Origin of the sequence: Variovorax sp. 679, from assembly GCF_003952185.1 — a bacterium.
In the GTDB taxonomy this organism is placed as follows: Bacteria; Pseudomonadota; Gammaproteobacteria; order Burkholderiales; family Burkholderiaceae_C; genus Variovorax.
This window is the reverse complement of the sequence record NZ_RXFS01000004.1, coordinates 467,344-490,893: the sequence shown is the minus strand read 5'-3', so window position 1 is coordinate 490,893 and position 23,550 is coordinate 467,344. Positions and strand designations below refer to the sequence as shown.

At 69.8% G+C, this 23,550-nt stretch carries 25 protein-coding genes; 11 read left to right on the top strand and 14 right to left on the bottom strand.

The window, feature by feature from the left end; all coding sequences use genetic code 11:
- Positions 1-16 precede the first annotated feature (16 nt).
- The 3 genes from EJO71_RS12710 to EJO71_RS12700 are packed head-to-tail and all read left to right on the top strand — an operon-like array spanning position 17 to position 4,484.
- Positions 17-2,002 carry a site-specific recombinase gene (locus tag EJO71_RS12710; RefSeq protein ID WP_125949067.1) on the top strand — a complete coding sequence of 662 codons (1,986 nt, stop codon included), beginning with the start codon at positions 17-19 and terminating at the stop codon, positions 2,000-2,002.
- Positions 1,999-3,270 (top strand): cation:proton antiporter, encoded by a 1,272-nt coding sequence (locus tag EJO71_RS12705; protein ID WP_125949066.1) that lies wholly within the window; start codon positions 1,999-2,001, stop codon positions 3,268-3,270. Before EJO71_RS12710 ends, EJO71_RS12705 begins: the two co-directional genes overlap by 4 nt.
- Positions 3,267-4,484 carry a YbdK family carboxylate-amine ligase gene (locus EJO71_RS12700; protein WP_125949065.1) on the top strand — a complete coding sequence of 406 codons (1,218 nt, stop codon included), beginning with the start codon at positions 3,267-3,269 and terminating at the stop codon, positions 4,482-4,484. The genes EJO71_RS12705 and EJO71_RS12700 overlap by 4 nt, the downstream gene beginning before the upstream one ends.
- Before the next feature lie 33 nt (positions 4,485-4,517).
- Here EJO71_RS12700 and phnE read toward each other — a convergent pair whose 3' ends face one another.
- From phnE to phnG, 10 genes are all read right to left on the bottom strand, one after another.
- Positions 4,518-5,321 (bottom strand): phosphonate ABC transporter, permease protein PhnE, encoded by an 804-nt coding sequence (phnE, locus tag EJO71_RS12695; protein WP_125949064.1) that lies wholly within the window; start codon positions 5,319-5,321, stop codon positions 4,518-4,520.
- A 43-nt stretch (positions 5,322-5,364) separates the two neighbouring features.
- Positions 5,365-6,312 (bottom strand): phosphonate ABC transporter substrate-binding protein, encoded by a 948-nt coding sequence (phnD, locus tag EJO71_RS12690; protein WP_125949063.1) that lies wholly within the window; start codon positions 6,310-6,312, stop codon positions 5,365-5,367.
- Between the two features lie 73 nt (positions 6,313-6,385).
- Positions 6,386-7,237, bottom strand: coding sequence for a phosphonate ABC transporter ATP-binding protein (gene phnC, locus EJO71_RS12685; RefSeq protein ID WP_125949062.1), 852 nt, complete (start codon positions 7,235-7,237; stop codon positions 6,386-6,388).
- A gap of 104 nt (positions 7,238-7,341) precedes the next feature.
- Entirely contained in the window at positions 7,342-8,496 is a 1,155-nt protein-coding gene (locus EJO71_RS12680; RefSeq protein ID WP_125949061.1) for an alpha-D-ribose 1-methylphosphonate 5-triphosphate diphosphatase, read from the bottom strand.
- Positions 8,493-9,206 (bottom strand): phosphonate C-P lyase system protein PhnL, encoded by a 714-nt coding sequence (gene phnL / locus EJO71_RS12675; protein WP_125949165.1) that lies wholly within the window; start codon positions 9,204-9,206, stop codon positions 8,493-8,495. Before phnL ends, EJO71_RS12680 begins: the two co-directional genes overlap by 4 nt.
- Entirely contained in the window at positions 9,206-9,994 is a 789-nt protein-coding gene (gene phnK / locus EJO71_RS12670) for a phosphonate C-P lyase system protein PhnK (protein ID WP_125949060.1), read from the bottom strand. The genes phnL and phnK overlap by 1 nt, the downstream gene beginning before the upstream one ends.
- Positions 9,991-10,878, bottom strand: a complete 888-nt coding sequence (locus EJO71_RS12665) for an alpha-D-ribose 1-methylphosphonate 5-phosphate C-P-lyase PhnJ (protein ID WP_125949059.1) — start codon at positions 10,876-10,878, stop codon at positions 9,991-9,993. Before EJO71_RS12665 ends, phnK begins: the two co-directional genes overlap by 4 nt.
- Entirely contained in the window at positions 10,875-11,966 is a 1,092-nt protein-coding gene (locus EJO71_RS12660; protein WP_125949058.1) for a carbon-phosphorus lyase complex subunit PhnI, read from the bottom strand. Before EJO71_RS12660 ends, EJO71_RS12665 begins: the two co-directional genes overlap by 4 nt.
- Position 11,967: 1 nt before the next feature.
- Positions 11,968-12,606, bottom strand: coding sequence for a phosphonate C-P lyase system protein PhnH (phnH, locus tag EJO71_RS12655; protein WP_125949057.1), 639 nt, complete (start codon positions 12,604-12,606; stop codon positions 11,968-11,970).
- Complete coding sequence (phnG, locus tag EJO71_RS12650) at positions 12,603-13,106, bottom strand: phosphonate C-P lyase system protein PhnG (protein WP_125949056.1); 504 nt, start codon at positions 13,104-13,106, stop codon at positions 12,603-12,605. The genes phnH and phnG overlap by 4 nt, the downstream gene beginning before the upstream one ends.
- Positions 13,107-13,183: 77 nt before the next feature.
- Here phnG and phnF point away from each other — a divergent pair, with 77 nt between their 5' ends.
- Genes phnF through thiL form a run of 4 tightly spaced genes read left to right on the top strand, consistent with a single transcriptional unit; the run spans position 13,184 to position 16,197 of the window.
- Positions 13,184-13,939: a phosphonate metabolism transcriptional regulator PhnF gene (gene phnF / locus EJO71_RS12645; protein ID WP_125949055.1), complete on the top strand. Its 756-nt coding sequence runs from the start codon at positions 13,184-13,186 to the stop codon at positions 13,937-13,939.
- Positions 13,932-14,651 (top strand): DUF1045 domain-containing protein, encoded by a 720-nt coding sequence (locus tag EJO71_RS12640; RefSeq protein WP_125949054.1) that lies wholly within the window; start codon positions 13,932-13,934, stop codon positions 14,649-14,651. Before phnF ends, EJO71_RS12640 begins: the two co-directional genes overlap by 8 nt.
- Positions 14,648-15,220 carry a phosphonate metabolism protein/1,5-bisphosphokinase (PRPP-forming) PhnN gene (gene phnN / locus EJO71_RS12635; protein WP_125949053.1) on the top strand — a complete coding sequence of 191 codons (573 nt, stop codon included), beginning with the start codon at positions 14,648-14,650 and terminating at the stop codon, positions 15,218-15,220. Before EJO71_RS12640 ends, phnN begins: the two co-directional genes overlap by 4 nt.
- 20 nt (positions 15,221-15,240) lie before the next feature.
- The gene (gene thiL, locus EJO71_RS12630; RefSeq protein ID WP_125949052.1) at positions 15,241-16,197 is read left to right on the top strand and encodes a thiamine-phosphate kinase; all 957 of its coding nucleotides are present in this window, start codon (positions 15,241-15,243) and stop codon (positions 16,195-16,197) included.
- 119 nt (positions 16,198-16,316) lie between these two features.
- Here the strand turns inward: thiL and EJO71_RS12625 are convergent, their stop codons facing one another.
- The gene (locus tag EJO71_RS12625) at positions 16,317-17,027 is read right to left on the bottom strand and encodes a DUF3053 domain-containing protein (protein WP_125949051.1); all 711 of its coding nucleotides are present in this window, start codon (positions 17,025-17,027) and stop codon (positions 16,317-16,319) included.
- A gap of 32 nt (positions 17,028-17,059) precedes the next feature.
- Positions 17,060-17,956 carry a LysR family transcriptional regulator gene (locus tag EJO71_RS12620; protein WP_125949050.1) on the bottom strand — a complete coding sequence of 299 codons (897 nt, stop codon included), beginning with the start codon at positions 17,954-17,956 and terminating at the stop codon, positions 17,060-17,062.
- 97 nt (positions 17,957-18,053) lie between these two features.
- Between EJO71_RS12620 and EJO71_RS12615 the strand changes: the two genes are divergently transcribed.
- A complete protein-coding gene (locus EJO71_RS12615; RefSeq protein WP_125949049.1) occupies positions 18,054-19,073 on the top strand; it encodes a tripartite tricarboxylate transporter substrate binding protein in 1,020 nt (339 codons plus the stop codon).
- An 18-nt stretch (positions 19,074-19,091) separates the two neighbouring features.
- Positions 19,092-20,810 (top strand): FAD-dependent oxidoreductase, encoded by a 1,719-nt coding sequence (locus EJO71_RS12610; RefSeq protein ID WP_125949048.1) that lies wholly within the window; start codon positions 19,092-19,094, stop codon positions 20,808-20,810.
- A 10-nt stretch (positions 20,811-20,820) separates the two neighbouring features.
- Here EJO71_RS12610 and EJO71_RS12605 read toward each other — a convergent pair whose 3' ends face one another.
- Positions 20,821-22,287, bottom strand: a complete 1,467-nt coding sequence (locus tag EJO71_RS12605; RefSeq protein ID WP_125949047.1) for an MFS transporter — start codon at positions 22,285-22,287, stop codon at positions 20,821-20,823.
- 65 nt (positions 22,288-22,352) lie between these two features.
- A complete protein-coding gene (locus tag EJO71_RS34945; RefSeq protein WP_276311659.1) occupies positions 22,353-22,478 on the bottom strand; it encodes a hypothetical protein in 126 nt (41 codons plus the stop codon).
- Here EJO71_RS34945 and EJO71_RS12600 point away from each other — a divergent pair.
- Together EJO71_RS12600 and EJO71_RS12595 are read left to right on the top strand one after the other, a co-directional pair.
- The gene (locus EJO71_RS12600; protein ID WP_125949046.1) at positions 22,477-23,004 is read left to right on the top strand and encodes a phosphatidylglycerophosphatase A; all 528 of its coding nucleotides are present in this window, start codon (positions 22,477-22,479) and stop codon (positions 23,002-23,004) included. The genes EJO71_RS34945 and EJO71_RS12600 overlap by 2 nt on opposite strands.
- A 5-nt stretch (positions 23,005-23,009) precedes the next feature.
- The gene (locus EJO71_RS12595; protein ID WP_240651374.1) at positions 23,010-23,534 is read left to right on the top strand and encodes a CinA family protein; all 525 of its coding nucleotides are present in this window, start codon (positions 23,010-23,012) and stop codon (positions 23,532-23,534) included.
- Positions 23,535-23,550: the final 16 nt, after the last annotated feature.

The window sequence follows — 23,550 nt, the reverse complement described above, 5'->3', positions numbered from 1 at the left end:
CCCCCCGCCCCCCGACATGGCTGCCGCATCGCGCGACTTGCAGGGGCTGCTTGCCGGCCTCGATCCCACGGCCGATGTGGCGCAGCGCCACATCTGGCTCATCAACATCTTCGACTGGGTGCGCGGCGACCGCGCCTCGCCCCAGGCGGCCATCGGCCGCGTGCAGCTGCTGCTCGACGCCATCGAGGCCCGGCCCGAACTGCGCGAGCGGCTTCGCGCCTGGTGGCGCGCCTTCACGCGGACGGTCGACCTGACCACGCTGCTGGCCGACTACGGCTTCGCCCCGCGCACCGCCTTCGCGAGCGAGCTCGGCGAGAGGCTGCGCCGCAAGATCCTGCCCGGCACGCCCGAGACCACCGACGCCTCGGACCTGTTCCGCATGGTGCTGCCCGGCGTGTTCGACGCGGGCTGGATCGCGCTGCTCGACGAGACGCAGCTCGCCCGCATCGGCGCATTGCTGGCCGACGCCGCGCTCGACGAAGACGGCGCGCCGCGCTGGCGCCACACGGTGATGGACGCCGTCACCTACTGCAGCAGCCAGGTGGTGGCGGCCGGCTTCTCGCCGGAATTGCGCCTGCGCATGAACTCCGAGGTGCTGGGCGAGACGCGCCCCTTCCACTCGCTGATGGCCGACCTCGACGAACTGCGCGAGCAGATGTTCGACCGCCCCGGCGAGCCGCGCAACGAGGAGGCGCTGCAGGCCGCCTTCGTCGCCTTCCGCGACCGGCTCGACGCCTGCCGAGGCGGCGCCGCCTCGGTCTACACGCACCTGGAAGACAACGGCATCTCGGTCGGCCTGGTGTTCCGGCTGCGCCAGCTGCGCGAGCGGGTGCTGCGCATCCGCGAGCTGCTCGACTGCCTGATGGCGCCCAACCCCGGCCCCAGCGTGGCGCGGCTGGTCGGCAGGCTGGTGCTGGCCGGCGGCGAGCGCAACAGCATCCGGGCGCTGATCGCCTCCAATTCGTCGATGCTGGCCGCCAAGGTGACCGAGCGCAGCGCCGAGACCGGCGAGCACTACATCACCCGCGACCGCGCCAGCTACCTGCAGATGGTGAAGAAGGCCGCCGGCGGCGGCGCGCTCACCTCCATCACGGTGCTGCTGAAGTTCAGCATCTACGCGCTGGGCCTGTCGGCCTTCTGGAGCGGACTGGCCGCAGGGCTGATGTACGCGGCCAGCTTCGTCGCCATACAGCTGCTGCACCTGACGCTGGCCACCAAGCAGCCCGCGATGACGGCGCCGGCCCTGGCGGCGCGGCTGCGCGACATCAAGTCGGACGCGGCGGTGAGCGATTTCGTCGACGAGGTCGCGAACCTCGTGCGCTCGCAGGTGGCGGCGGTGCTGGGCAACGTATTGGTGGTGGTGCCGGCGATGGCGGCCGTCGCGCTGCTGGCCCAGCTGGCGCTGGGTCGGCCGCTGCTCAACGCCGCCCACGCGGCCGCCACGCTGAAATCGCTGTCGCTGGCCGGCCCGACCGCGCTTTATGCGGCAATCACCGGCATCCTGCTGTTTTCGGCCAGCATCATCGCCGGATGGACAGAAAACGCCTTTGTCCTGCATCGGATGGACTCGGCCATGCGGTACAACCCCCGCATTGGCGCCTTTCTGGGCGCCGCACGGGCTCGCCGCTGGGCCGATTTCATGCGCACACACATCTCAGGCTTCGCCTCCAACATCTCGCTGGGACTCATGCTCGGACTGCTGCCCGCGTTCGCGGGTTTCTTCGGGCTCGGGCTGGATGTGCGGCACGTGACACTGTCTGCCGGACAGATCGCCGCAGCCGCGGCATCGACCGGTCTGGCAGTGCTGCAGCAGCCCGCGCTGTGGTGGGCGGTGGCGGCGATCCCGGTCATCGGCGCGCTCAACGTGAGCGTGAGTTTCTACTTCGCTTTCCGGCTGGCGCTGCGCGCGCACAGCGTGAGCCTGGGTGACCGCGCGCGCATCCGCAGCGCGATCTGGGCCCGCTGGCGCAGCCGGCCGGTGAGCTTTTTCCTTCCTGGATGAATTTGACGAGCTTCTTCAACGATCTGCTGGGTTTCTGGTCCGAATGGGTTCGCCCCTCGGCGGGCCTGCCCACCGTGCTGTGGTCGCTGCTGCTGGCGGCTGCGGCGGCTTCCGGCCACCTGGTGCAACGCTACCTGGGGCTTCCCAAGGTGATCGGCTACTCGCTGGTCGGCGCCGTGGTCGGCTTCGCCGGCTTCGAGGGCGCGATCTGGCCGCTGCGCGGCATCAGCCTCTTCCTGCTCGAACTCGGAGCGGCCGTGGTGCTGTTCGAAGCCGGCGGGCGGCTGCCGCTGCGCTGGTTCCGCCACAACCCGATGGTGCTGGTGCAGAGCCTGCTCGAAGCCACGCTGACCTACTTCGGCGTGTACTGGATCCTGACGCTGCTGGGCCTGCCCGAGCCGGTGGCCAACCCGATCGCGCTGATGGCCATCGTCGCCTCGCCGGCCGTGCTGAGCCGCGTGATCATCGACACCCGCGCCGCCGGCCCCGTGACCGAACGCGCGATGACGCTGGCCACGCTCAACACCTTCTATGCGCTGGCACTGGGCTACGCGCAAGCGGGGCTGATCGAGCGCGCGCCGCAGACCATGCTGCAGAAGCTCTACCCCATTGCCGTGGTGCTGGGCCTCTCGTTCGTGGTGGGCGCGATCATGGCGCTGGCGCTGCGCTCCGCGCTGCGGGTGATGAGCCCGTCGAGCGAGAACACGTCGATCCTGCTGCTGGCGATCATCGCGGCGGGCGCCGCGCTCACCGCGCACATCGGCGGCTCGGCGCCGCTGGCGGCGCTGATCGGCGGCGTGCTGCTCAAGACGCTCAACCCCAAGCCCTGGGCCTGGCAGCGGCAGCTGGGCACGGCCTCCTCGCTGCTCACCATGCTGATGTTCGTGCTGGTGTCGATCGTGGCGGCGCAGGCCGACTGGACCTTGCCGGTGGCCAGCGTGGTGCTGGCCGTGATCGGCGTGCGCCTGCTGACCAAGATCGCCGGCGTGGCCGTCGCCAACCCCGGCAGCGGCGCGAGCTGGAAGCAGGCCTTCTGGGTCGGCTGCGCGATGTCGCCGCTGTCGTCGATCGCACTGCTCATCGCCTCCAACTTCGCCAGCGCCTCGCCGCTGCTGGGCACGATGATCACGCAGGTGGCGCTGCCCTCGATCCTGCTGATGGAGGTGGTGGGCGCGGTGCTCGCCACGTTGGCCATCCACGCGGTGGGCGAGAGTTCGGTGCCCTGGGCGCCCCAGGCCTTCAGCATCACGGAGGACACGCAGCGATGAGCACCGCAAGCCACAACAGCACGCCGCCCGTCGACCCGGACAGCGACGACGTGCGCTCGGCGCCGCTGCCCTCGGACCCCGAGAGCCGCGCGGTCAAGCTCGAACCCTTCAACAAGTCGGAGGCGCTGTCGCTGGGCGTGGAGCTCGAACTGCAGCTCGTCAACACGCACGACTACGACCTCGCCCCCTACGCCGAGGACATGCTGCGCCTGATGGCGCAGACCCCGCTGCCCGGCAGCGTGGTGCCCGAGATGACGTCGAGCATGATCGAGATCTCGACCGACATCTGCCACTCGGCACAGGACGTGATCACGCAGCTCTCGCCGATCCGCGAGGCGCTGATCCGCAATGCCGACAAGCTCAACATCGCGGTGGTGGGCGGCGGCACGCACGCCTTCCAGCAGTGGCACGAGCGGCGCATCTACGACAAGCCGCGCTTTCGCGAACTGTCGGAGCTCTACGGCTACCTGAGCAAGCAGTTCACCATCTTCGGCCAGCACGTGCACATCGGCTGCCCCGACGCCGACGCGGCGCTGCTGATGCTGCACCGCATGTCGCGCTACATCCCGCACTTCATCGCGCTGTCGGCGTCTTCGCCCTTCGTGCAGGGGCAGGACACGCAGTTCGACTCGGCGCGGCTGAACTCGGTGTTCGCGTTTCCGTTGTCGGGCCGCGCGCCCTTCACGCTGAGCTGGAAGGAATTCGAGGCCTACTTCGAGCGAATGACCCGCACCGGCGTCGTGCGCAGCATGAAAGACTTCTACTGGGACATCCGCCCCAAGCCCGAGTTCGGCACCATCGAGATCCGCGTGTTCGACACGCCGCTCACCGTGGAGCGCGCCGCCGCGCTCGCGGGCTACGTGCAGTCGCTGGCCGCCTGGTTCCTGCAGGAGCAGCCCTTCGAGCCGACGGAGGACGACTACCTCGTCTACACCTACAACCGCTTCCAGGCCTGCCGCTTCGGCCTCGACGCGGTGTACGTCGACCCGGCCACCGGCCAGCACATGCCGCTGCGCGATCACATCCTGATGACGATGACGCAGCTCGAATGGCACAGCGAGGCGCTCAACGCCACCAAGGCGCTGGGCGAGCTGCGCACCAGCGTGGAATCGAACCGCAACGATGCGCGCTGGCTGCGCGAGAAGCAGGGCAAGGAACGCCTGCTGGCCGAAGTCGTGCGGCAAGCGGCGCTGAGGTTCCGGGGCGCGGCCTGACCAGGGTCCGGGGCTTGGCCCCGGGCCGCGGCCTCAGATCAGCACCTTGCGGATGCGCGCCGACACCAGGTCGATGAGGCTCACGCTGATCACGATGATGATCATCACGGCGCAGGTCTCGGCGTACTGGAAGCCGCGGATGATTTCCCACAGCACCACGCCGATGCCGCCTGCACCCACCATGCCCACCACCGACGCCGAGCGCACGTTCGACTCGAAACGGTAGAGCGCGAAGGAGATCCACAGCGGCATCACCTGAGGCAGCACGCCGTACACGATCTCGTGCAGGGCGCTCGCCCCGGTCGAGCGGATGCCCTCCACCGGCTGCGGGTCGATCGCCTCCACCGCCTCGGAGAAGAGCTTGGCCAGCACGCCGGTGGTGTGTACCCACAGCGCCAGCACGCCGGCGAAGGGGCCGAGGCCCACGGCCACCACGAACAGCATCGCAAACACCATCTCGTTGATGGCGCGGCAGCTGTCCATCAGCCGGCGCATCGGCTGGTAGATCCACCACGGCACGATGTTGGCCGAGGCCAGCAGCGCCAGCGGCACGGCAGTGGCCACCGCCAGCGCGGTGCCCCACAGCGCGATCTGCAGCGTGACCAGCATTTCCTGCAGGTAGATGCGCCACTGCGTGAAGTCGGGCGGAAAGAACTCGGCGGCGTAGGTCGCCATGTTGCCCCCGTCCCGCAGCAGGTCGAGCGGCCGCATGTCGGCGCCCTTCCATGAGGCCAGCAGCAGGAGCAGCAGCGCGGCCCAGGAGAGCTGCCACGCCAGGTTGCGCTTGGGGGCCGTCGTGGCGAGCGGCGGGCGGTTCATCGGGATCGAGGAAGACATGGGTGGCGAACGAGCGGTCGTCGGAAAGGAAGCGGTCTTGCGCTCAGTTCAGCGCGGCCAGCTTCTTGTCGATGTCGGCCAGCTTCGCCTTCTTGTCCGCGTCGTTCAGCGCGGCGTCGGCCTCGACCTTGTTGCGCTGGCCGAAGAGTTCGATCTGGCGGATCGGCAGCAGCTGCTTGTCGCTCGACTCCTTGAAGCCCGCGAGCTTCGAGATCTTCATGACGATCTCCTTCTCGCGCGGATCGGTCTTGGCGTAGTTGACGAAGAAGTTGCGGATCTTCGCCTTCGTGGCCTCGGGCAGGTCCTTGCGCATGACCAGCGGATCGAGCGGGATCAGCGGCGAGGTCCAGATCACGCGGATGTCCTTGAACTTCTCGGGGAAGCGTTCCTTGATCTTCTCCAGGTTCTCGCTGTTGTTGGTCGCCACGTCCACCTGCTTGTTGGCCACGGCCAGCGCATTCGTCTCGTGGTTGGCGCTGCGGGTGATGCGGAAGGCGGTCTTGGCGTCGACCTTGTTCTGCGCGAAGACGTAGAAGCCCGGCACCAGGTAGCCCGAGGTGGAGTTCGGCTCGCCGTTGCCGAAGCTCAGGCTCTTGGCGTTCTTCAGCACGTCGTCGAGCGTCTGCAGCGGGCTCTCGCGGTTGACGATGAGGTACGAGTAGTAGCCCAGCGTGCCGTCGGCATTGACCTTCTGCGCGAAGACTTCACCGTTGGCGCGGTCGACCGCCTCCATGGCCGACTTGTTGCCGAACCAGCCGAGCTGCACCTTGTTGAAGCGCATGCCTTCGATGATGCCGGCGTAGTCGGGCGCGAAGAAGGCATTGACCTTCAGGCCGGTCTGCTTGCTCAGGTCGTCGATCAGCGGTTGCCAGTCGGCCTTGAGGTTCTGCGACGACTCGGTCGAGATGAGGCCCATGTTGAGGGTGTCCTGCGCGAATGCGCCGGCCATGCCGAGGCCGAACGCCGCGGCGGCGATGAGTTTCTTGATCATGCATGACTCCAGTGGATGCGGAGGGGAAACGGGGGATGGAAGAAAGGGAGCGTCCGAAGACACCCCGGGGAAATCAGGCCGCGCTTGCAGGCTGTGCGCCCCACGGCAGCGCGGCGGATGGTTGCGGCTCGGGTGCCGGCCCGGCGGGCCGCAGCAGCTCCTCGGCCTGCACGCCGTACAGCTCGTGCAGCAGCGCGGGCGTGAGCGCCGACGAGGGCCCGTCGAACACCACGCGGCCCTGGTTCAGCGCCACGACGCGCGGGCAGTACTTCATCGCGATGTCGACCTGGTGCAGCGACACGATGACGGTGCAGCCGTCCTCGCGGTTGATGCGCGCCAGGATCTCCATGACCTTGCGCGACGACTCCGGGTCGAGCGAGGCGATGGGCTCGTCGGCCAGCACCACCTTCGCGCCCTGCACCAGCGTGCGCGCGATGGCGGCGCGCTGCTGCTGTCCGCCCGAGAGCGTGGATGCCCGCTGCGCATGGCAGTCGGCGATGCCCACGCGCGCCAGCGCCTCCAATGCCTGGGCGCGCTCCTGCGCGGTGAACAGGCGCGCCCAGCTGCGCCACCACGGCATGCGATGAAGCGAACCCACGAGCACGTTGACCAGCACAGGCAGCCGCGCAACGAGATTGAACTGCTGGAACACGAAGCCGACCTGCGAGCGCACCTTGCGGATGTCGCGATGGATGCGGCCGCCCTGCTGCACGCAGCAGCCGTCGATTTCAATCAGCGACTCCGAACCGCCATCGGCCGCCACCAGCCCGGCGACGTGGCGCAGCAGCGTCGACTTGCCCGAGCCTGATGCGCCGATGAGCGCCACCATGTCGCCGCGCGCCACGTCGAGGTTGATGTCGCGCAGTGCGTGCCGGCCGTTGGCGAAGTGCTTGTCGAGTTTGCGGATGCGCAGGAGGGCGTTCATTTCTTGTCTCCAAGTCGTCTAGACAAGTTGAGTTTGTCCAAGCCGTGTGACGAGGCGGCGACACTTCGGCGACGACGGCATGTCAGGCCTGGAGCGCGAGGTTTTCAGAGCACCCTGCGGCCTTCGCGCCAGACGCCGCGCACCACCGGATGCCGCACGCCGTCGGACAGCGTGCACATGCGCACCTGCACGAGATCGGCGCGCAGGCCGGCTTCCAGCGCGCCGCGGTCATGCAGGCGGGCTGCACGCGCCGGCGTGCGCGTCACCATCGCGACGGCCTGCGGCAGCGTGGCGATCTCGTCGTTCACCAGCCGCATCGCAGCGCCCAGCAGGCTGCTCGGCACATAGTCGGACGACAGGATGTCGAGCAGCCCGTGGCGCGCCAATTCGGCCGCGGCGACATTGCCGGAGTGCGATCCGCCGCGCATCACGTTGGGCCCGCCCATCACGTTCGACAGGCCCAGCCCGTGCGCAGCGCGCGCCGCAGCCAGCGTGGTCGGGAACTCGGACATGCTCGCGCCCTCCGCATGCGCCTGCTCGACGTGCGCCACGGTGGTGTCGTCGTGGCTCGCAAGCGCGATGCCGTGCGCGCGGCAGTAGTCGACGAAGTGCCGCCGGTGCGGCTGCGCGTACTCGGCCTGCAACATGCCGGCCTGCGCCACGCGCTCGTCGAACTTGCGGTCGCTCCAGCCCTTCTTGCCGGTGTAGTAGATGCGGGCGAGTTCGATGTTCTCCCACTGCCGCTGGCCGGGCGTGTGATCCATCAGCGAGATCAGCGACACGCGCGGGTGGCCCCTGAACGGCTCGAACAGCTCGATGGTGTTGGGCGCCGGCAGCTCGCAGCGCACGTGCAGGTGATGGTCCGCGCGCAGCACGTCCTGCGCGGCGCAGGCGTCCAGCGTGGCCAGCGTCGCGTCCCAGGTGCTGCCGCGCAGGCTCTCGGGGTCGGCCTCGCCGACGCCGAGCGCGTCGAACACCGTGGTGATGCCTGCGGCCGCCATCTCCGCGTCGTGCGCCAGCAGCGCGGGCAGCGGGTTCCAGTGCACCTTCGGGCGCGGCACCAGGTGGCGCTCGAAGTTGTCGGTGTGCACCTCCACCAGGCCGGGCAGCAGGAAGTCGCCGTCGAGGTCGACAGAGCCTTCGGCGGTGGGACCGCCATCGATGCTTGCGATGCGCCCACCGTGCACGGTCAGGGCACCCGAGATCACCTCGTCGGGCAGCACCATGCGTGCGTTGGCAAAGACCGTCGTCGCACTCATCCCTTGCTCCTGAAGGCGCCGACGTCGACGCGGCGCGTCGCGACGGCCGCGCCGACCTCGGCATCGTGAAAGATCCCGACCGTGGCGGCGCCGCGCGCGGTGGCTTCGCGGATCAGCGAGATCACGGTGTCGGTGTTGGCCGCGTCGAGCGAGGCGGTCGGCTCGTCGAGCAGCAGCAACGGCTTGGGCTTGATCATGTTGCGCGCGATGTTGATGCGCTGCTGCTCGCCGCCCGAGAAGGTGGCGGGCGGCAGGTGCCACAGCCGCTCGGGAATGCGCAGGCGCGCGAGCCAGCGGCGTGCTTCCTCGCGCGCGGCCTCGATGCCGGCGGGGTCGTCGCCCGCGTCCTCGGCCAGCGGCTCGGCCACCACGTCGAGCGCCGGCACCCGCGGGATCACGCGCAGGAACTGGCTCACGTAGCCGATGGTGTCGCGCCGCAGGCTCACCATCTCGCGCGGCGACGCCTGCGTCACGTCGACCGGGCCGGCCGCCGACTGCACGGTGATGCGGCCCGCGCTCGCGCGGTAGTTGGCGTAGACCAGCTTGAGCAGCGTGCTCTTGCCGAGGCCGGAGGCGCCGTCGAGCACCACGCATTCGCCGGCGGACACGCTCAGGTCCACGTCATGGAACACGGGCAGCTCGAGGCTGTTCTGCCGGTGCAGCGTGAAGCGCTTGGCCACGCCCTGGAGTTGAAGCATTGGAGTTGCCATCATGGTTGCAGTACCGAGGAAACGAGCAGTTGGGTGTAGGCGTGCTGCGGGTCGTCGAGCACCTGGTCGGTGAGGCCGGCCTCGACCACCCGCCCCTGCTGCATCACCAGCATGCGGTGCGCGAGCAGGCGTGCCACCGCCAGGTCGTGCGTGACGACGATGGCCGCGAGCTGCATCTGCCGCGTGAGCTGGCGCAGCAGGTCGAGCAGGCGCGCCTGCACCGACACGTCGAGGCCCGAGGTCGGCTCGTCCATGAACACCAGGCGCGGCTGCGTCACGAGGTTGCGCGCAATTTGCAGGCGCTGGCGCATGCCGCCCGAGAAGGTGCGCGGTGCGTCGTCGATGCGCGCCGGGTCGATCTCGACGCGGCCCAGCCATTCGGCGGCGGTGGCACGCAGGCGGCTATAGTGGCGCTCGCCCAGGCCCATGAGCCGCTCGCCGACGTTCGCGCCGGCAGACACGTCCATGCGCAGGCCGTCGGCCGGGTTCTGGTGCACGAAGCCCCAGTCGGTACGCGCGAGCATGCGCTGCTGCGCCTCGGTCATCGTGAACACTTCCTGCAGGCCGCCGCCGCGCACCTGGAACTCGACGCTGCCCGCGTCGGGTTTGTCGCGCGCGGCAATGGCATTGAGCAGCGTCGACTTGCCCGAGCCGGACTCGCCGACCACGGCCAGCACCTCGCCGGGCCAGAGGTCGAACGAAGCGTCGTGCAATGCCACGCGATCGCCATAACGCTTGGCGATGCCGCGCACGCGCAACAAGGGGGAATTCGTATTCGGGGTGTTCATGCAAGGGCCTGTTCGGGTTCGGGCCGTGGCACGGGAGCCTGTTGCTGCTCCTGCTGGCGCGAATGGCAATGGTCGGAGTCCGAGCACACGTGCATGCGGGTGCCGCGGTCGTCCGTGATGATTTCGTCGAGGAAGCTGTCGGTCGCGCCGCACAGCGCGCACGGCTCGTCCCAGCGCTGCACCTCGAAGGGGTGGTCGTCGAAGCACAGGCTCTCGACCGGCGTGTAGGGCGGCACGGCGTAGATGCGCTTCTCGCGCCCGGCTCCGAAGAGCTGCAGCGCGGGGTTCATGTGCATCTTGGGGTTGTCGAACTTCGGGATCGGCGAAGGCGACATCACGTAGCGGCCGTTGACCAGCACCGGGTAGTCGTAGGTGGTGGCGATGTGGCCGTAGCGCGCGATGTCCTCGTAGAGCTTGACGTGCATCAGGCCGTACTCGGCCAGCGCGTGCAGCGTGCGTGTGGCGGCCTCGCGCGGCTCCAGGCGCTGCATCGGCTCAGGCACCGGCACCTGGTAGACCATTACCTGGCCTTCGGCCAGCGGCGCCTCGGGAATGCGGTGGCGGGTCTGGATGAGCGTGGCGTCGACGGTGCGCGTGGTGGTCTCCACGCCGGTGGTGCGCTGGAAGAAGCGGCGGATGTTGACCGCGTTGACGGTGTCGTCCGAGCCCTGGTCGATGACCTTGAGCACGTCCTTCGGCCCGATGACCGCGGCAGTGACCTGGATGCCGCCCGTGCCCCAGCCGTAGGGCAGCGGCATCTCGCGCGAGCCGAAGGGCACCTGGTAGCCGGGGATGGCCACGGCCTTGAGGACGGCACGGCGGATCATGCGCTTGGTGCGCTCGTCGAGGTAGGCGAAGTTGTATTCGGTGGTGGCGGTGGTCATTGCGGCTCTTCTCCTGCGCCGTTGGCGCGCATCTTCCGAACGAGTTCGAGTTCGGACTGGAAGTCGACGTAGTGCGGCAGCTTCAGGTGCTGCACGAAGCCCGAGGCCTCCAGGCTGTCGCTGTGCGAGAGCACGAACTCCTGCATCTGCGCGGGCGCCTCGACGGGCTCGCCCAGCTCTTCCGCGCGCAGCGCGCGGTCGACCAGGCTCATGGCCATCGCCTTGCGCTCGCTGTGTCCGAATGCCAGGCCGTAGCCGCGCGTGAACTGCGGCGGCTCGGTCTTGCTGCCGGCGAACTGGTTGACCATCTCGCATTCGGTGAGCGCCATGTCGCCGATGGAGATGGCGAAGCCCAGCTCTTCCGGCACGACTTCGAGTTCGACGGTGCCCACGCGGATCTCGCCGACGAAGGGATGGCTGTGCGAGTAGCCGCGCTGCGTCGAGTAGGCCATGGCGAGCAGGAAGCCCTCGTCGCCTCGCGCGAGGTTCTGCAGGCGCGTCGCGCGGTCGGCGGGAAAGCGCAGCGGCGTGCGCGTGAGGTCCACGGGGGCCGGGTCGCCGGGGGGAACCTCGTGCGTCTCGATCAGGCCCTCGTGGTTCAGCAGGTCGACCACGCGCGGCGTGAAGGCCGGCGCCTCGCTTGCCGGTGTCGCGGCGGGCGTGTCCTCGGCCTGCTGCCCGTTCGCGAGCAGCGTGAAGTCGAGCAGGCGCTGCGTGTAGTCGTAGGTCGCACCCAGCACCTGCCCGCCGGGCAGGTCCTTGAAGGTGGCGGAGATGCGGCGGTCGAGCTGCATGCGCGCGGTGTCGAGCGCGACGCTGGTCCCCAGGCGCGGCAGCGTGGCCCGGTAGGCGCGCAGCAGGAAGATGGCCTCGACCACATCGCCCGCCGCCTGCTTGATGGCGAGCGCGGCCAGCTCGGGGTCATACACCGAGCCTTCGGTCATCACGCGGTCGACTGCGAGCCTGAGCTGCTCGCGGATCTGCTGCACCGACAGCTCGGGCGTATCCGCGTCGCCGCGGCGCCGCTCGGCGAGCAGCCGGTAGCTGTTGAGGATGGCGGTTTCGCCGCCCTTGACTGCGACGTACATCTCAAGCCTCCTGTGCCATGTGCGTTTCGATGCGCGTAGTGCGCGGAAGGCCGACGATCTGCCGTGGCGAGGCCAGGAACACGTCGATGCCGCGCGGGAAGGCCTCTTGATTGGCACGCCACTGCGCCGCGAAGGCGGTTGCGCCGGTGCGCGGCAGGCCCACGACCGCGATGGACGCGCTGTCGCGGATGCCGGGACCGCGCAGCGTCCATGCATCCGTGCCGCCCTCGTCCAGGGCGACCACGTCGACCACGCAGGTCGTCGACTGGTCGGGATAGGCGTCGCTGCCCTGCGCGAAGCTGCCGAGCCTCGGGCATTCATCGCCCTGCGCAACCCATGCGAACTGCGCGGCCACGGGCGTGTCGACCAGCACGCAGCCGGTGTGAAAACGCAGCCATGCGGCGGCATCGCTGCCAGCGAGAGATGGCGAGAGCCAGAGCGTGCAGTCGGGGTCGAGCAACGCGAGCAGCAGCGCGGCGGAGGCGGGGTGTCCGCGCGACGGTGTCTGCGCGTCGTGCGGCAGGGTGACCGCGCGGCCGGGATGCGAGAGCGCATGCAGCGCCGCGCGGAACACCGACTGGCTGCCCAGGGCCTCGTCGGAAAAGCCGGCGCCCAGAGTGGAAAGATCGAGCGCGGTCATTCGGCGTCGTCCTCGCCTTCGGTGTCGCCGGCTTCGCGCGCGACGGTGAAGAACTCGACCTTGCTGCTCTGCGCACTGGCGTGGCGTTGCGCACGTTGCAGTTCGAGATGGCGGCGCACGGGCGCCAGCAATTGCGTATCCAGCAGCGGCTGTTGCGCGGGGTCTTGCAGCAGCGCATCGGCCACGGCGGCCAGTTGCGCATGCCGGTGCGAGCGGCCCATGACGTAGGCGACGCCGACAGCGGAGCCGACCTCGCCCAATCGCAGGGCACAGCGCGTCACCGTGACTTCACCGAGATTGAAACGCTCGCCCGAACCACCGGCGCGGCCCTGCACCATCACGAGGCCGGTCTCCGGCGCACGCAGCCACTGCGGCGTACCCTGCGCGTGGGTGCCCAGCGCCGGCTCCAGCAGTTCCAGCGGAGCCCGCGCCAGCGTTGCCATCCACTGGGCGCGGTCGAGCGGACGCCCGGCCGGTTCCGTGTCAAAAGCATGAAACATGTAAGTGATACTCTGAGAAAGTTGTATAGACAAATTCGACAACCGGCGCGAGCTTAGATAGCGCCCAAGACAAGTTCATGACAAGCACGACAAGCTCTTCCGCATCGCTTCCCGCACGCACTCCACGCGACAGCTTCTGGACCCGCATCGCAGCCGACATCGCCGACGCCATCGCGCGCGGCGTCTATCCGCCTGGGCAGCGGCTGCCTTCCGAACACGCGCTGGCCGAGCAGTTCGGCGTCAACCGCCACACCATCCGCCGCTCACTGGCCGACCTCACGAGCCAGGGCCTGCTGCGCGTGACGCAGGGCAGCGGCACCTATGTGGAAGACTTCGCGATGGACCTCGCACTGGTCAAGCGGCCGCGGCATCACCAGCGCATGGCGCTGGCCGGCCTGCGCGGCGCGCTGAACGTGGTGGCCGCCAGCACGGTGCGCGCAACCGCTGCGCAAGCCCGCGCACTCGATGTGGCGGCGCGCGGCCCGCTGCTGTGCCTGAACGTGATCGGCGATGCCGAAGGGCAGCCGCTGCATTTCAGCGAGCGCTTCTTTCCGCTGCCGCGCTTCGCGAAGCTCGAGGAAGTGGTGCGCGAGACCGGCTCCATCACCGCGGCCTTCGCGGCCCACGGAGTGGACGACTACACGCGGCGCGACAGCCGCATCACCGCGCAGATGCCCGAACCCGTGGTGGCCGGCCATCTGCGCCAACCGGTGAGCCGGCCGGTGCTCTTCGTCGAGAGCGTCAACGTCGACACCGCCGCCGTGCCCATCGAGTACGCCCGCACCTGGTTCGCAGGCGACCGCATCTCGCTGACGGTGACCCACGATGAGTGACGGGCGCCGTCACCGCTACGCGGCCTACTTCGCGCCGCAAGTCGAAAGCGCATGGTGGGAGGCCGGCAGCCGCTGGCTGGGCCGGTGCGCCGCGAGCGAACGCACATGGCCGCTGCCGGCCATCGCGGAAGTGCCGATGGAACTGCTGCAGCGGCTCACGGCCGCGCCGCGACGCTACGGCTGGCATGCGACGCTCGCTGCGCCCTTCGTGCTGCGACAGCAGTTCGGCGAGCAGGAGTTGCGCGCCGGCATGCAGGCGCTCTGCCGCACGCTGGAGCCCTTCGACATGCCTGCGCTGGAGGTCGCGCTGCTCGACGATTTCCTCGCGCTCGTGCCGGCCCGGCCGAACGCGTCGCTGCGCGCGACAGCCGATGCCTGCGTGACGGCGCTGCATGCCTTCGCCGAGCCGCTTCCACCCTCCGAACTCCAGCGACGCCGCGCGGCCGGCCTCACGCCCGAGGAAGACGCACTGCTGCTGCGCTGGGGCTACCCCTTCGTGATGGACCGCTTCCGCTTCCACATGTCGCTGACCGGCTCGTTGCGCGACGTCGAGCCCGGCATCGTGGCGGCGCTGCAGGCGGCGGCACGGCAGCACTTCGCGCCACTGCTCGCATCGACGGCACCGCTGCGCTTCGAGGCCGTCAGCCTCTTCGCCGAACCGTCGCCCGGAACCGACTTCGTGTGCCTCGCACAGATGGAGCTGGGCCGATGACCGGCCGCCTCGTGTACGTGGCGGGCCCTTCCGGCGCCGGCAAGGACAGCCTGCTCGGCTGGCTGAAGGAACACCTTCCGCACGACGCACCGGTCGCCTTCGCCCGCCGCACCATCACGCGCGCCGTGGCCGCCGGTGGCGAGCAGCACGACAGCGTCGACGTGCCCGGCTTCCTGCAACTGCGCGGGGCCGGCGCCTTCGGGCTCGACTGGGAGGCCAACGGCCTTTGCTACGGCGTGCGCCATGCCGAGCTGGTGCCGCCGCGCGATGACGGCACGGTGATCGTCAACGGATCGCGCGCCTACCTGCCACAGGCCGCGCGCCGGTTTCCGCACATGACGGTCGTGCACGTCACCGCCAGCGTCGAGACGCTGCGCAGCCGCCTGATGGCGCGAGGGCGCGAGTCGGCCGAGATGGTTGAAGCACGCGTGCGGCGAGCGCTCGATTTCCGCATTCCACCGGGGCTGGCGGCCATCGAGATCCACAACGAGGACGTGCTTGCGGACGCCGGCGCCAGGCTGCTTCAAGCGCTGCGGCTGCCGCGCCGGGAACTCCGCCCGGCGGCGTAGCCTTTATGCTCTCACCCCCAATGGGTGAATTCGACCTGATCGCACGCTATTTCAAGCGCCCCGCCACGCGCTCCCCGCTCGGCGTGGGCGACGACTGCGCGCTGCTCGCGCCGGCTGCGGGCATGCAGCTCGCCGTCTCCTCCGACATGCTGGTCGAGGGCCGGCACTTTCTTTCCACCGTCGATCCGGCCCGGCTCGGCCACAAGGCGCTGGCGGTGAACCTCAGCGACCTGGCGGCCTGCGGCGCGAAGCCGCTGGCCTTCACGCTGGCGCTGGCGCTGCCGGGTGTCGACGAACACTGGCTCGAAGGTTTCTCGCGCGGCCTGCTTGCGCTGGCCGACGCGCACGGCTGCGAGCTGGTGGGCGGCGACACCACGCGCGGCCCGCTCAACATCTGCATCACGGTGTTCGGCGAGGTGCCGGCCGGCGCGGCGCTGCTGCGCTCGGGCGCGCGCGCGGGCGACGACATCTGGGTGAGCGGCACGCCGGGCGAGGCGCGCCTTGCGCTCGAGGTGTTCCGCGGCACGATCGCACTGCAGGCGGACGCCTTCGACGTGGCGCGCCGGCGCATGGAACAACCCACGCCGCGCGTGGCGCTAGGGCAGGCCCTGCGCGGCATCGCCACTTCGGCGGTGGACGTGAGCGACGGACTCATCGGCGACCTGGGCCACATCCTCGCATCCAGCAATGTAGGCGCCACGCTCGACGCCGACGCGGCCACCGCGCTGATCTCGGTCGACACCGGCAACCTGAGCGAGGAGCTGCGCCGCACCTGCGCGCTCTCGGGTGGCGACGACTACGAGCTGGTCTTCACCGCGCCCGCATCGGCACGCAACGCGATCGGGCAGGCGGGCATGGACAGCGCCACGCGCGTCACGCGCATCGGCCGCATCGAGGCCGACGCCGGCCTGCGCATCGTCGACGCGGCCGGCGCGCCGGTGTCGCAGCGCTTCGGCTCATTCGACCATTTCATCTAGCCTCCCGCAATCCCGATCTTTCGGGAAACACCGAGGAACCGGCTTTGCCGGGCCTCAGGTGTTGCCCCCGGTAGGGGGAAGGCGAAGCGACACGAAGTGCGCGCAGCCTGGGGGCGAGCCTATCCTCCTCGCACCACCGCCTGCATCTTGCGTTGCGCCGCGTTGATGGCGGCCGACTGGCCGTTGAGCTGCTGCAGCATCTTGTTGAGCTCGGCCTGTACGGCAGGGTCGGTCACGGTGATGCTGCTGCCGGCGATCTGGATCTTCGACTTGTTCTTCTCGAGGAAGTCTCCGATGGCCAGTGCGCTGTCGAACACGGTGTCGAGCGCGGGGAACACTTCCTTGAAGGTGGTGGCCGGCACGGTCACGGTCCGGTCGAAGGCCTTGTCGTAGACCTGCTTCAGGTCGTCGGGCTGCTTGAGCTGCGCGTGCGCGGCATCGGCCTTGGCGGCCTGCTGGTCGAGCGCGGTGCGCAGGCCCGTGAGGCCGTCCTTCGCGGCCTTGAGGTCGTCGCGGCGCGCCGGGAGGTCGGCGATGGAGCGCAGCGCGCCCTTGGCCATGATCTGCGTCATGGGCTGGCTCACCGACTTGTTCATGCCTTCGTTGAAGTCGGTGATCACGGCATAGTGCTGCGCGTAGTCGCCGAACGAGGCTTTTTCTTCCGCGCTGGGCGTCGGCACGTGCAGGCCGGGCCTGTCGAGCACGCGGGCCTGCAGGAAGGTGATGAACGCCTTGCGCTGCTCGGCCTCCTTGTTGCCGCAGGCCACCAGCGCGAGGCTGAAGGCAACGAGGAGCGACATCGCCCCGAGACGTCGAATGAAAGTTCTCATGGGCCGGGCCCTCCTGTTGTTGTGCCGAAAAATTATAGGGAGCGCTTCAGTGCCTCGATGAAGGCGCGCGCCGCGGCCGAGAGCGAATGGCCGCGCTTGGTGACGATGGAGATGTCGCGCGACACGCGCGGCGAGCTCAGCACCTTGATGACCAGCGACGGATCGGCCTCCGCGCGCGCGAAGGCCGAGGGCATGATCGACGCGCCCATGCCGGCGGCCGTCATCCAGATGGCGGTGGATAGGAACGACACCTCGTTCACCACGTCGAGCGCCACGCCCGCCTCGGCCGCAGTGCCGTCGATGAGCGGGCGCACGCCATACCCCGGGCGCACCGTGATGACCGGATGGCCGCCCAGGTCGCTCCAGCGCACCACGCGGGCCCTGGCCAGCGGATGGTCGGTGCGGCAGACCACGGCGAGGTGGTCGCGCATGAGGCGCTGCACCTCGACCTCGGGGCCGGGCCGCTCGGGGGTGCCGATGCCGAAGTCCACGTGCTCGCCGATGATGCGCGAGATGAACTGGTCGGGCGCGCAGTCGTTCACCAGCACGCGGACGCCGGGGTGCTGTTCGTTGAAGGCGCGTATGGCATCGGGCAGCAGGAAGGCCGCGAGCGTGGGCGTGATGGCCAGCGTGACGCGGCCGCGCTCGAGCGTGGCCAGCTCTCGGAAGTCGTTCGACAGCGAATCCACGTCGCGCAGGATGCGCTCGACCGTCACCATCATCTGCTCGGCCGCCGCCGTGGCCTTGAGCGAGCGCGTGGTGCGATCGAACAGGCGCGTGTCGAGGCCCTCCTCGAGCTGGCGGATCAGCATGCTCACCGCAGACTGCGTGACGAACAGCCGCTGCGCCGCCGCGCTGAGCTTTTTCAGCTGGTAGACGGCGAGGAACGCACGCAGCTGGCGGATCGTAGGACTGAAGTTCGCATTCATCAGCAAAGATGATATTTCATTAGAAATTTCTTGATTTACGAATGAATACTCTCATCGTTCAATCATCCAAAAGACACATCACATTCAAGGAGTCTCGATGGCAGCACCCCTTGCCCGCGGGAAGAGCGTGCTTCGCCGGCAACTGCTGCTGGCGGCCGCCGGCGCGGCACTGACCGGCGGCGCGGCGCTCGCGCAGGCGCCCTCTTCGACAGCCGCCGATTTCCCGAACAAGCCCATCCGCCTGGTCGTGACCTTCCCGCCCGGCGGCAGCGCCGACGCAGTGATGCGCATGCTGGTGCCGCGGCTCAACGAGAAGCTGGGACAGCCGGTGGTGATCGACAACAAGCCGGGCGCGGGCGGCAACGTGGGCCTCTCGCTGGTGGCGAAGACGCCCGCCGACGGCTACACGCTCGGGCTGGGCGCGGCGGGCGCGCTGGCCGCCAACGTCAGCCTCTATCCGCAGATGCCCTTCGATCCGGTGAAGGACTTCAAGCCCGTGGCCATGGTCGCGGCCACGCCCTTCGTGATCGTGGGCCACCCTTCCATTGCCGCGCGCACGCAGCGCGAGCTGATCGCGCTGGCCAAGGCCAACCCGGGCACGCTGTCGATCGGCCACGGCGGCAACGGCACGGCGATGCATCTGTCGGCGGCCCTCTTCGCGCAGATGGCCGACGTGAAGCTGGTCGAGGTGCCATACCGCGGCTCGGGCCCGGCGGCGCTCGACGCCATCGCGGGGCAGATCCCGCTCGCGCTGGTCGACCTGCCGGCTTCGCTGCAGCAGATCAGGGCCGGCAAGCTGGTGGCCTTCGCGGTGACGAGCGCGCAGCGCGTGCCGATGCTGCCCGAGGTGCCCACCGTGGCCGAAGCCGGGTTGCCGGGCTACGACTCCACCGGCTGGTTCGGCGTGGTGGCTCCCGCAGGCACGCCGGCACCCGTCGTCGCGCGCCTCAACGCAGAAATCAACGCCGCACTCGGCGACGAGCAGATCAAGGCCTCGATGCGCAACCTCGGCGCGGAGCCCGCGCCTGCCTCCACCGAGGCCTTCGAGGCCTACATCCAGTCCGAAACGAAGAAGTGGGCGAAGGTGATCCAGGCCGCCCGCATCCGGCTCGACTGACGACGCACCCGCCAGAGCATGACCGACCGCCACCACACCTCAGCAGCACTGCAGGCCGACGTGATGATCGTCGGAGCCGGCCCCGTGGGCCTCACGCTGGCCATGGACCTCGCCTCGCGCGGCGTCTCCGTCCTCATCTGCGAGACGCGCCGCTTCGCCGAGCCGCCGAACGTGAAGTGCAACCATGTGGCTTCGCGCACCATGGAACAGTTCCGCCGCCTGGGCGTGGCGCAGAAGCTGCGCGACGCGGGGCTGCCGGCCGACCATCCGAACGACGTGGTGTTCCGCACCACCGTCACGGGCACCGAGCTCACGCGCATTCCGATTCCCTGCCGGCGCGACCGCTACACCGAGACCGAAGGCCCCGACGCGTGGTGGCCCACGCCGGAGCCGCCGCACCGCATCAACCAGATCTACCTGGAACCCATATTGCTGAAGCACACGGCCGCGCTGCCGGGCGTTCAGCTGCTCAACCGCACACAGTTCGCGGGCTTCACGCAGGACCACGAGGGCGTGACCGCCATCGCCACCGACATGGACAGCGGCGTGACGCGCAGCATCCGCTGCCGCTACATGGTGGGCTGCGACGGCGGCTCCTCGGCCGTGCGCAAGCAGATCGGCTCGAAGCTCGAGGGCACGGCGGTGATCCAGCGTGTGCAGTCGACCTTCATCCGCGCGCCGGAGCTGCGCGCGCTCATTCCTGGCAAGCTGGCGTGGTCGTACTACGCGATGAACCCGCGCCGCTGCGGCACGATGTTCGCCATCGACGGGCACGAGACCTGGCTGGTGCACAACCACCTGAACGCGGAGGAGCCCGAGTTCGACTCGGTCGACCGCGACCAGTCGCTGCGCGACATCCTCGGCGTGGGCCCCGACTTCGAGTACCAGATCATCAGCAAGGAAGACTGGATCGGCCGCCGCCTCGTGGCCAACCGCTTCCGCGAGGGGCGCGTGTTCCTCGCCGGCGACGCGGCGCACCTGTGGGTGCCCTACGCGGGCTACGGCATGAACGCGGGCATCGCCGATGCGCTCAACCTCTCGTGGCTGCTGGGCGCGGTGGTGCAGGGCTGGGGCGACGAGGCCATGCTCGATGCCTACGAGGCCGAGCGCCAGCCGATCACCGAGCAGGTGTCGAACTTCGCGATGGACCATGCGCAGAAGATGATCCGCGCGCGCCGCGCCGTGCCGCCGAACATCGAGGAGCCCGGCCCGGCGGGCGACGCATTGCGCGCCGACATCGGGCGCGAGGCCTACGAGCTGAACGTGCAGCAGTTCTGCTGCGGCGGGCTCAACTTCGGCTACTTCTACAGCGGCTCGCCGATCATCATCGCGGACGGCGAGCACAGGGCACCGCCCTACTCGATGGGCGAGTTCACGCCGTCGACCGTGCCCGGCTGCCGCGCGCCGCACTTCTGGCTGTCCGACGGGCGCTCGCTCTACGACGCCTTCGGCCCCGGCTACACGATGCTGCGCTTCGACCGCAGCGTGGACGTGCGGCCGCTCGAGCGCGCGGCGGCCGCCTACAACATGCCGCTCACGGTGCTGGACATCGAGACCGAGGACGTGCCCAAGGCCTACACCCACCGCCTGGTGCTGTGCCGCGCCGACCAGCACGTGGCCTGGCGCGGCGCGCACCTGCCGTCCGAGGTCTACGACCTGGTGGGCCTGCTGCGCGGAGAGATCCAGCGGATCAGGGCGCGCCGGCGGGCGCTGGCGTGGGAAGGCGTGGTCGCCTGAGCCACCCCGCTCACCAGCCGCGCCGCGCAACGACGCGGTACGCGAGCCATGCCGCAGCAACCGGTGCGAGCGCGAAGCCCGCGAACAGCCACACGGCCGCCGACCGGGCACCCTCCGCGCCTCCCGGCACGCTGAGGCCCGCCGCGTTCGCCACCAGCCCCGCCACCGCCGCGCCCACGGCCATGCCGTAGAGCTGCACGGTGGTGATCGAGGCCGATGCAAGGCCCTCCTCGCCCTTCGGCGCCAGCGACATCACGCGCGTGATCAGGTGCGGCCAGCCGATGCCCACGCCGAGCCCCACGGCGGCGAGCGCGGCGGCGATCAGCAGGGTCCCGGCGCCCGCGCCCAACACCCCGGGCGAAGGCAAAAGCAGCGCGAGCGCCACCAGCCCCAGCGTGCAGGCGACCGGCCCGGCGCGCAGCATGGCGTCGGCCTTCGCGCCGCTGCGGCCCGAGGACAGCAGCGAGCCGGCGCTCCAGCCGCCCGCCATCGCGGCCGTCAGGTAGCCCGCCGCCAGCGGCGAGTGGCCGTGCAGCAGCTGCAGGAAGTACGGCACGAAGATCTCGGTGGTGCTGCCGATCAGCAGCAGCGCCACGCTCGCGTAGATGGCGCCGAGCGGCGCGCTCACGGCGTAGGCGCCCGACGGCAGTACGCGCACGGGGGCGCGGCTGTCGATGCGCGTGGCGGCGAAGCCGATGGCCAGGCCCAGCACCACGCCGACGGCCTGTAAGGCGAGGTCAGGCACCAGGCCGCTGGCGGCGATCACCAGCACCGAGGCCGCGAGCAGGCCGATCTGCAGCGCCGGCACGCGCGGCGCAGCGGCGGGCCGCGTGTGCTTCACGCCCATCGAGGGCCGCAGCTGCACGAGCACCAGCAGCGCCTGCGCCGCCGCCACCGGCAGCAGGAACCAGAAGGCCCAGCGCCAGTGCCCGGCCTGCGCGAACAGCCCGCCCACGGCCGGCCCGCACAGCGTGGCCACGCCCCACATGCCCGACACCAGCGCCACCGCGCGCGGCCACAGCCGCTGCTCGAACACCAGCTGGATCAACCCGTAGCTCAGCGCCGCAAGCAGCCCCCCTCCCAGCCCCTGCACCGTGCGGCCCGCGAGCATCCACGGCATGGCCGGCGCGAGCGCGCAGCCCACCGAGCCCGCGCTGAACACAGCCAGCGCCGCCAGGCAGGCGCCGCGCGGGCCGAGCACCGCGAGCAGCCGCACAGACAGCGTGGCGCCGAGGATCGAGCCGATCACGAAGAGCGTGGTGCTCCACGCATACCAGTCGAGCCCGCCGATCTCGCGCACCACCGAGGGCAGCACGGTGGTCACGATGTGCACATTGACCGCATGCAGCGCGACGCCGCCGGTCAGGGCCAGCGCGCGCCAGCCGTTGCGGCCGCTGAACAGTTCGCTCCAGGCGGCGGTGGGGGCGGTGGGAACAGGGGGCGGCAAAGCGGCGGAAGAGGAGGACGCGGAAGGCATGGCGCGGACGGGAAGAAAGGTCTGGAGGAGCCCGGATACTAGGCGCCGCACGCCAATTAAACAAGCTATTGCTTTGATAAATAAAACTGCGCCGAACCGGTGCCGCCGCAGATGCGCGACACTCCTGCCCCGATGCAAGCCGCTTCCTCCATTCCTTCTTCATCCTCGTCCACCGCGACTTCCGGCGCCATGCCCCGACCCTCGATGCGCCGCCCCACGCTGGGCTTCCTGCTCTCCCACCCCGCGCACTTCATCGCGCTGGGCTTCGGCTCGGGCCTCTCGCGCCTCGCGCCCGGCACCGTGGGCACGCTGTGGGCCTGGGTGGCGTTCTCGGTGATGCAGCTGTGGTTCACGCCCGCCACCATCGGCTGGATCATCGCGGCCTCGCTGCCCGTCGGCTGGTGGGCCTGCACGGTGACCGCGCGCGACATGAACGTGGCCGACCCCGGCTCCGTGGTGTGGGACGAGGTGGTCGCCTTCTGGATCGTGCTCTGGCTGGTGACGCCGGCCGGCCTGCTCGCGCAGACCGTGGCCTTCCTGCTGTTCCGCTTCTTCGATGCCGCCAAGCCCGGTCCGGTGGCCTGGGCCGACGCGCTGTTCAAGCAGCGCGACGCGGCGCAGGTGCGCTGGTGGCGCGCGGGCTTCGGCATCATCCTCGACGACCTGGTGGCGGCGTTCTGCACGCTGCTGGTCATCGCGCTGTGGCGCGCATGGTGAACCCGATGGACTCCTCCCCCTCTTCGACCACGCCGCTCGCGGACCAGGGCACGCCCGAGCTGGTCGTGACCCTGGCCGGCCTGCTGCAGAAAAAAGGCTGGATGCTGGCCACGGCAGAGAGCTGCACGGGCGGGCTGATCGGCGCGGCCTGCACCGATCTCTCGGGCTCGAGCGTCTGGTACGAGCGCGGCTTCATCACGTATTCGAACGAAGCCAAGACCGAACTGCTGGGCGTGGACGCCGGCGTGATCGCCGCGCACGGCGCCGTCAGCGAGCCGGTGGCGCGCGCCATGGCCACCGGTGCGATCGCGCATTCGCCGCCCTCGCGCGTGGCGCTGGCCGTGACCGGCGTGGCCGGCCCCACGGGCGGCACGCCCGACAAGCCGGTGGGCACCGTGTGGTTCGGCTGGTCGGTCGATGGCGACGTGCGCACCGAGCGCCGCCGCTTCGACGGCGACCGCGCCACGGTGCGCGCGGCCACTGTTCACCACGCGCTGCAGACCTTGGTCGAACTGCTGCTCGCGCGCTGAGCGGCCGGAACGCTCC

Coding starts and splice junctions, on each gene's coding strand:
- EJO71_RS12710 (WP_125949067.1), top strand. CDS start 17: ATGGCTGCCGCATCGCGCGACTTGCAGGGGCTGCTTGCCGGCCTCGAT.
- EJO71_RS12705 (WP_125949066.1), top strand. CDS start 1,999: ATGAATTTGACGAGCTTCTTCAACGATCTGCTGGGTTTCTGGTCCGAA.
- EJO71_RS12700 (WP_125949065.1), top strand. CDS start 3,267: ATGAGCACCGCAAGCCACAACAGCACGCCGCCCGTCGACCCGGACAGC.
- phnE (WP_125949064.1), bottom strand. CDS start 5,321: ATGTCTTCCTCGATCCCGATGAACCGCCCGCCGCTCGCCACGACGGCC.
- phnD (WP_125949063.1), bottom strand. CDS start 6,312: ATGATCAAGAAACTCATCGCCGCCGCGGCGTTCGGCCTCGGCATGGCC.
- phnC (WP_125949062.1), bottom strand. CDS start 7,237: ATGAACGCCCTCCTGCGCATCCGCAAACTCGACAAGCACTTCGCCAAC.
- EJO71_RS12680 (WP_125949061.1), bottom strand. CDS start 8,496: ATGAGTGCGACGACGGTCTTTGCCAACGCACGCATGGTGCTGCCCGAC.
- phnL (WP_125949165.1), bottom strand. CDS start 9,206: ATGGCAACTCCAATGCTTCAACTCCAGGGCGTGGCCAAGCGCTTCACG.
- phnK (WP_125949060.1), bottom strand. CDS start 9,994: ATGAACACCCCGAATACGAATTCCCCCTTGTTGCGCGTGCGCGGCATC.
- EJO71_RS12665 (WP_125949059.1), bottom strand. CDS start 10,878: ATGACCACCGCCACCACCGAATACAACTTCGCCTACCTCGACGAGCGC.
- EJO71_RS12660 (WP_125949058.1), bottom strand. CDS start 11,966: ATGTACGTCGCAGTCAAGGGCGGCGAAACCGCCATCCTCAACAGCTAC.
- phnH (WP_125949057.1), bottom strand. CDS start 12,606: ATGACCGCGCTCGATCTTTCCACTCTGGGCGCCGGCTTTTCCGACGAG.
- phnG (WP_125949056.1), bottom strand. CDS start 13,106: ATGTTTCATGCTTTTGACACGGAACCGGCCGGGCGTCCGCTCGACCGC.
- phnF (WP_125949055.1), top strand. CDS start 13,184: ATGACAAGCACGACAAGCTCTTCCGCATCGCTTCCCGCACGCACTCCA.
- EJO71_RS12640 (WP_125949054.1), top strand. CDS start 13,932: ATGAGTGACGGGCGCCGTCACCGCTACGCGGCCTACTTCGCGCCGCAA.
- phnN (WP_125949053.1), top strand. CDS start 14,648: ATGACCGGCCGCCTCGTGTACGTGGCGGGCCCTTCCGGCGCCGGCAAG.
- thiL (WP_125949052.1), top strand. CDS start 15,241: ATGGGTGAATTCGACCTGATCGCACGCTATTTCAAGCGCCCCGCCACG.
- EJO71_RS12625 (WP_125949051.1), bottom strand. CDS start 17,027: ATGAGAACTTTCATTCGACGTCTCGGGGCGATGTCGCTCCTCGTTGCC.
- EJO71_RS12620 (WP_125949050.1), bottom strand. CDS start 17,956: ATGAATGCGAACTTCAGTCCTACGATCCGCCAGCTGCGTGCGTTCCTC.
- EJO71_RS12615 (WP_125949049.1), top strand. CDS start 18,054: ATGGCAGCACCCCTTGCCCGCGGGAAGAGCGTGCTTCGCCGGCAACTG.
- EJO71_RS12610 (WP_125949048.1), top strand. CDS start 19,092: ATGACCGACCGCCACCACACCTCAGCAGCACTGCAGGCCGACGTGATG.
- EJO71_RS12605 (WP_125949047.1), bottom strand. CDS start 22,287: ATGCCTTCCGCGTCCTCCTCTTCCGCCGCTTTGCCGCCCCCTGTTCCC.
- EJO71_RS12600 (WP_125949046.1), top strand. CDS start 22,477: ATGCCCCGACCCTCGATGCGCCGCCCCACGCTGGGCTTCCTGCTCTCC.
- EJO71_RS34945 (WP_276311659.1), bottom strand. CDS start 22,478: ATGGCGCCGGAAGTCGCGGTGGACGAGGATGAAGAAGGAATGGAGGAA.
- EJO71_RS12595 (WP_240651374.1), top strand. CDS start 23,010: ATGGACTCCTCCCCCTCTTCGACCACGCCGCTCGCGGACCAGGGCACG.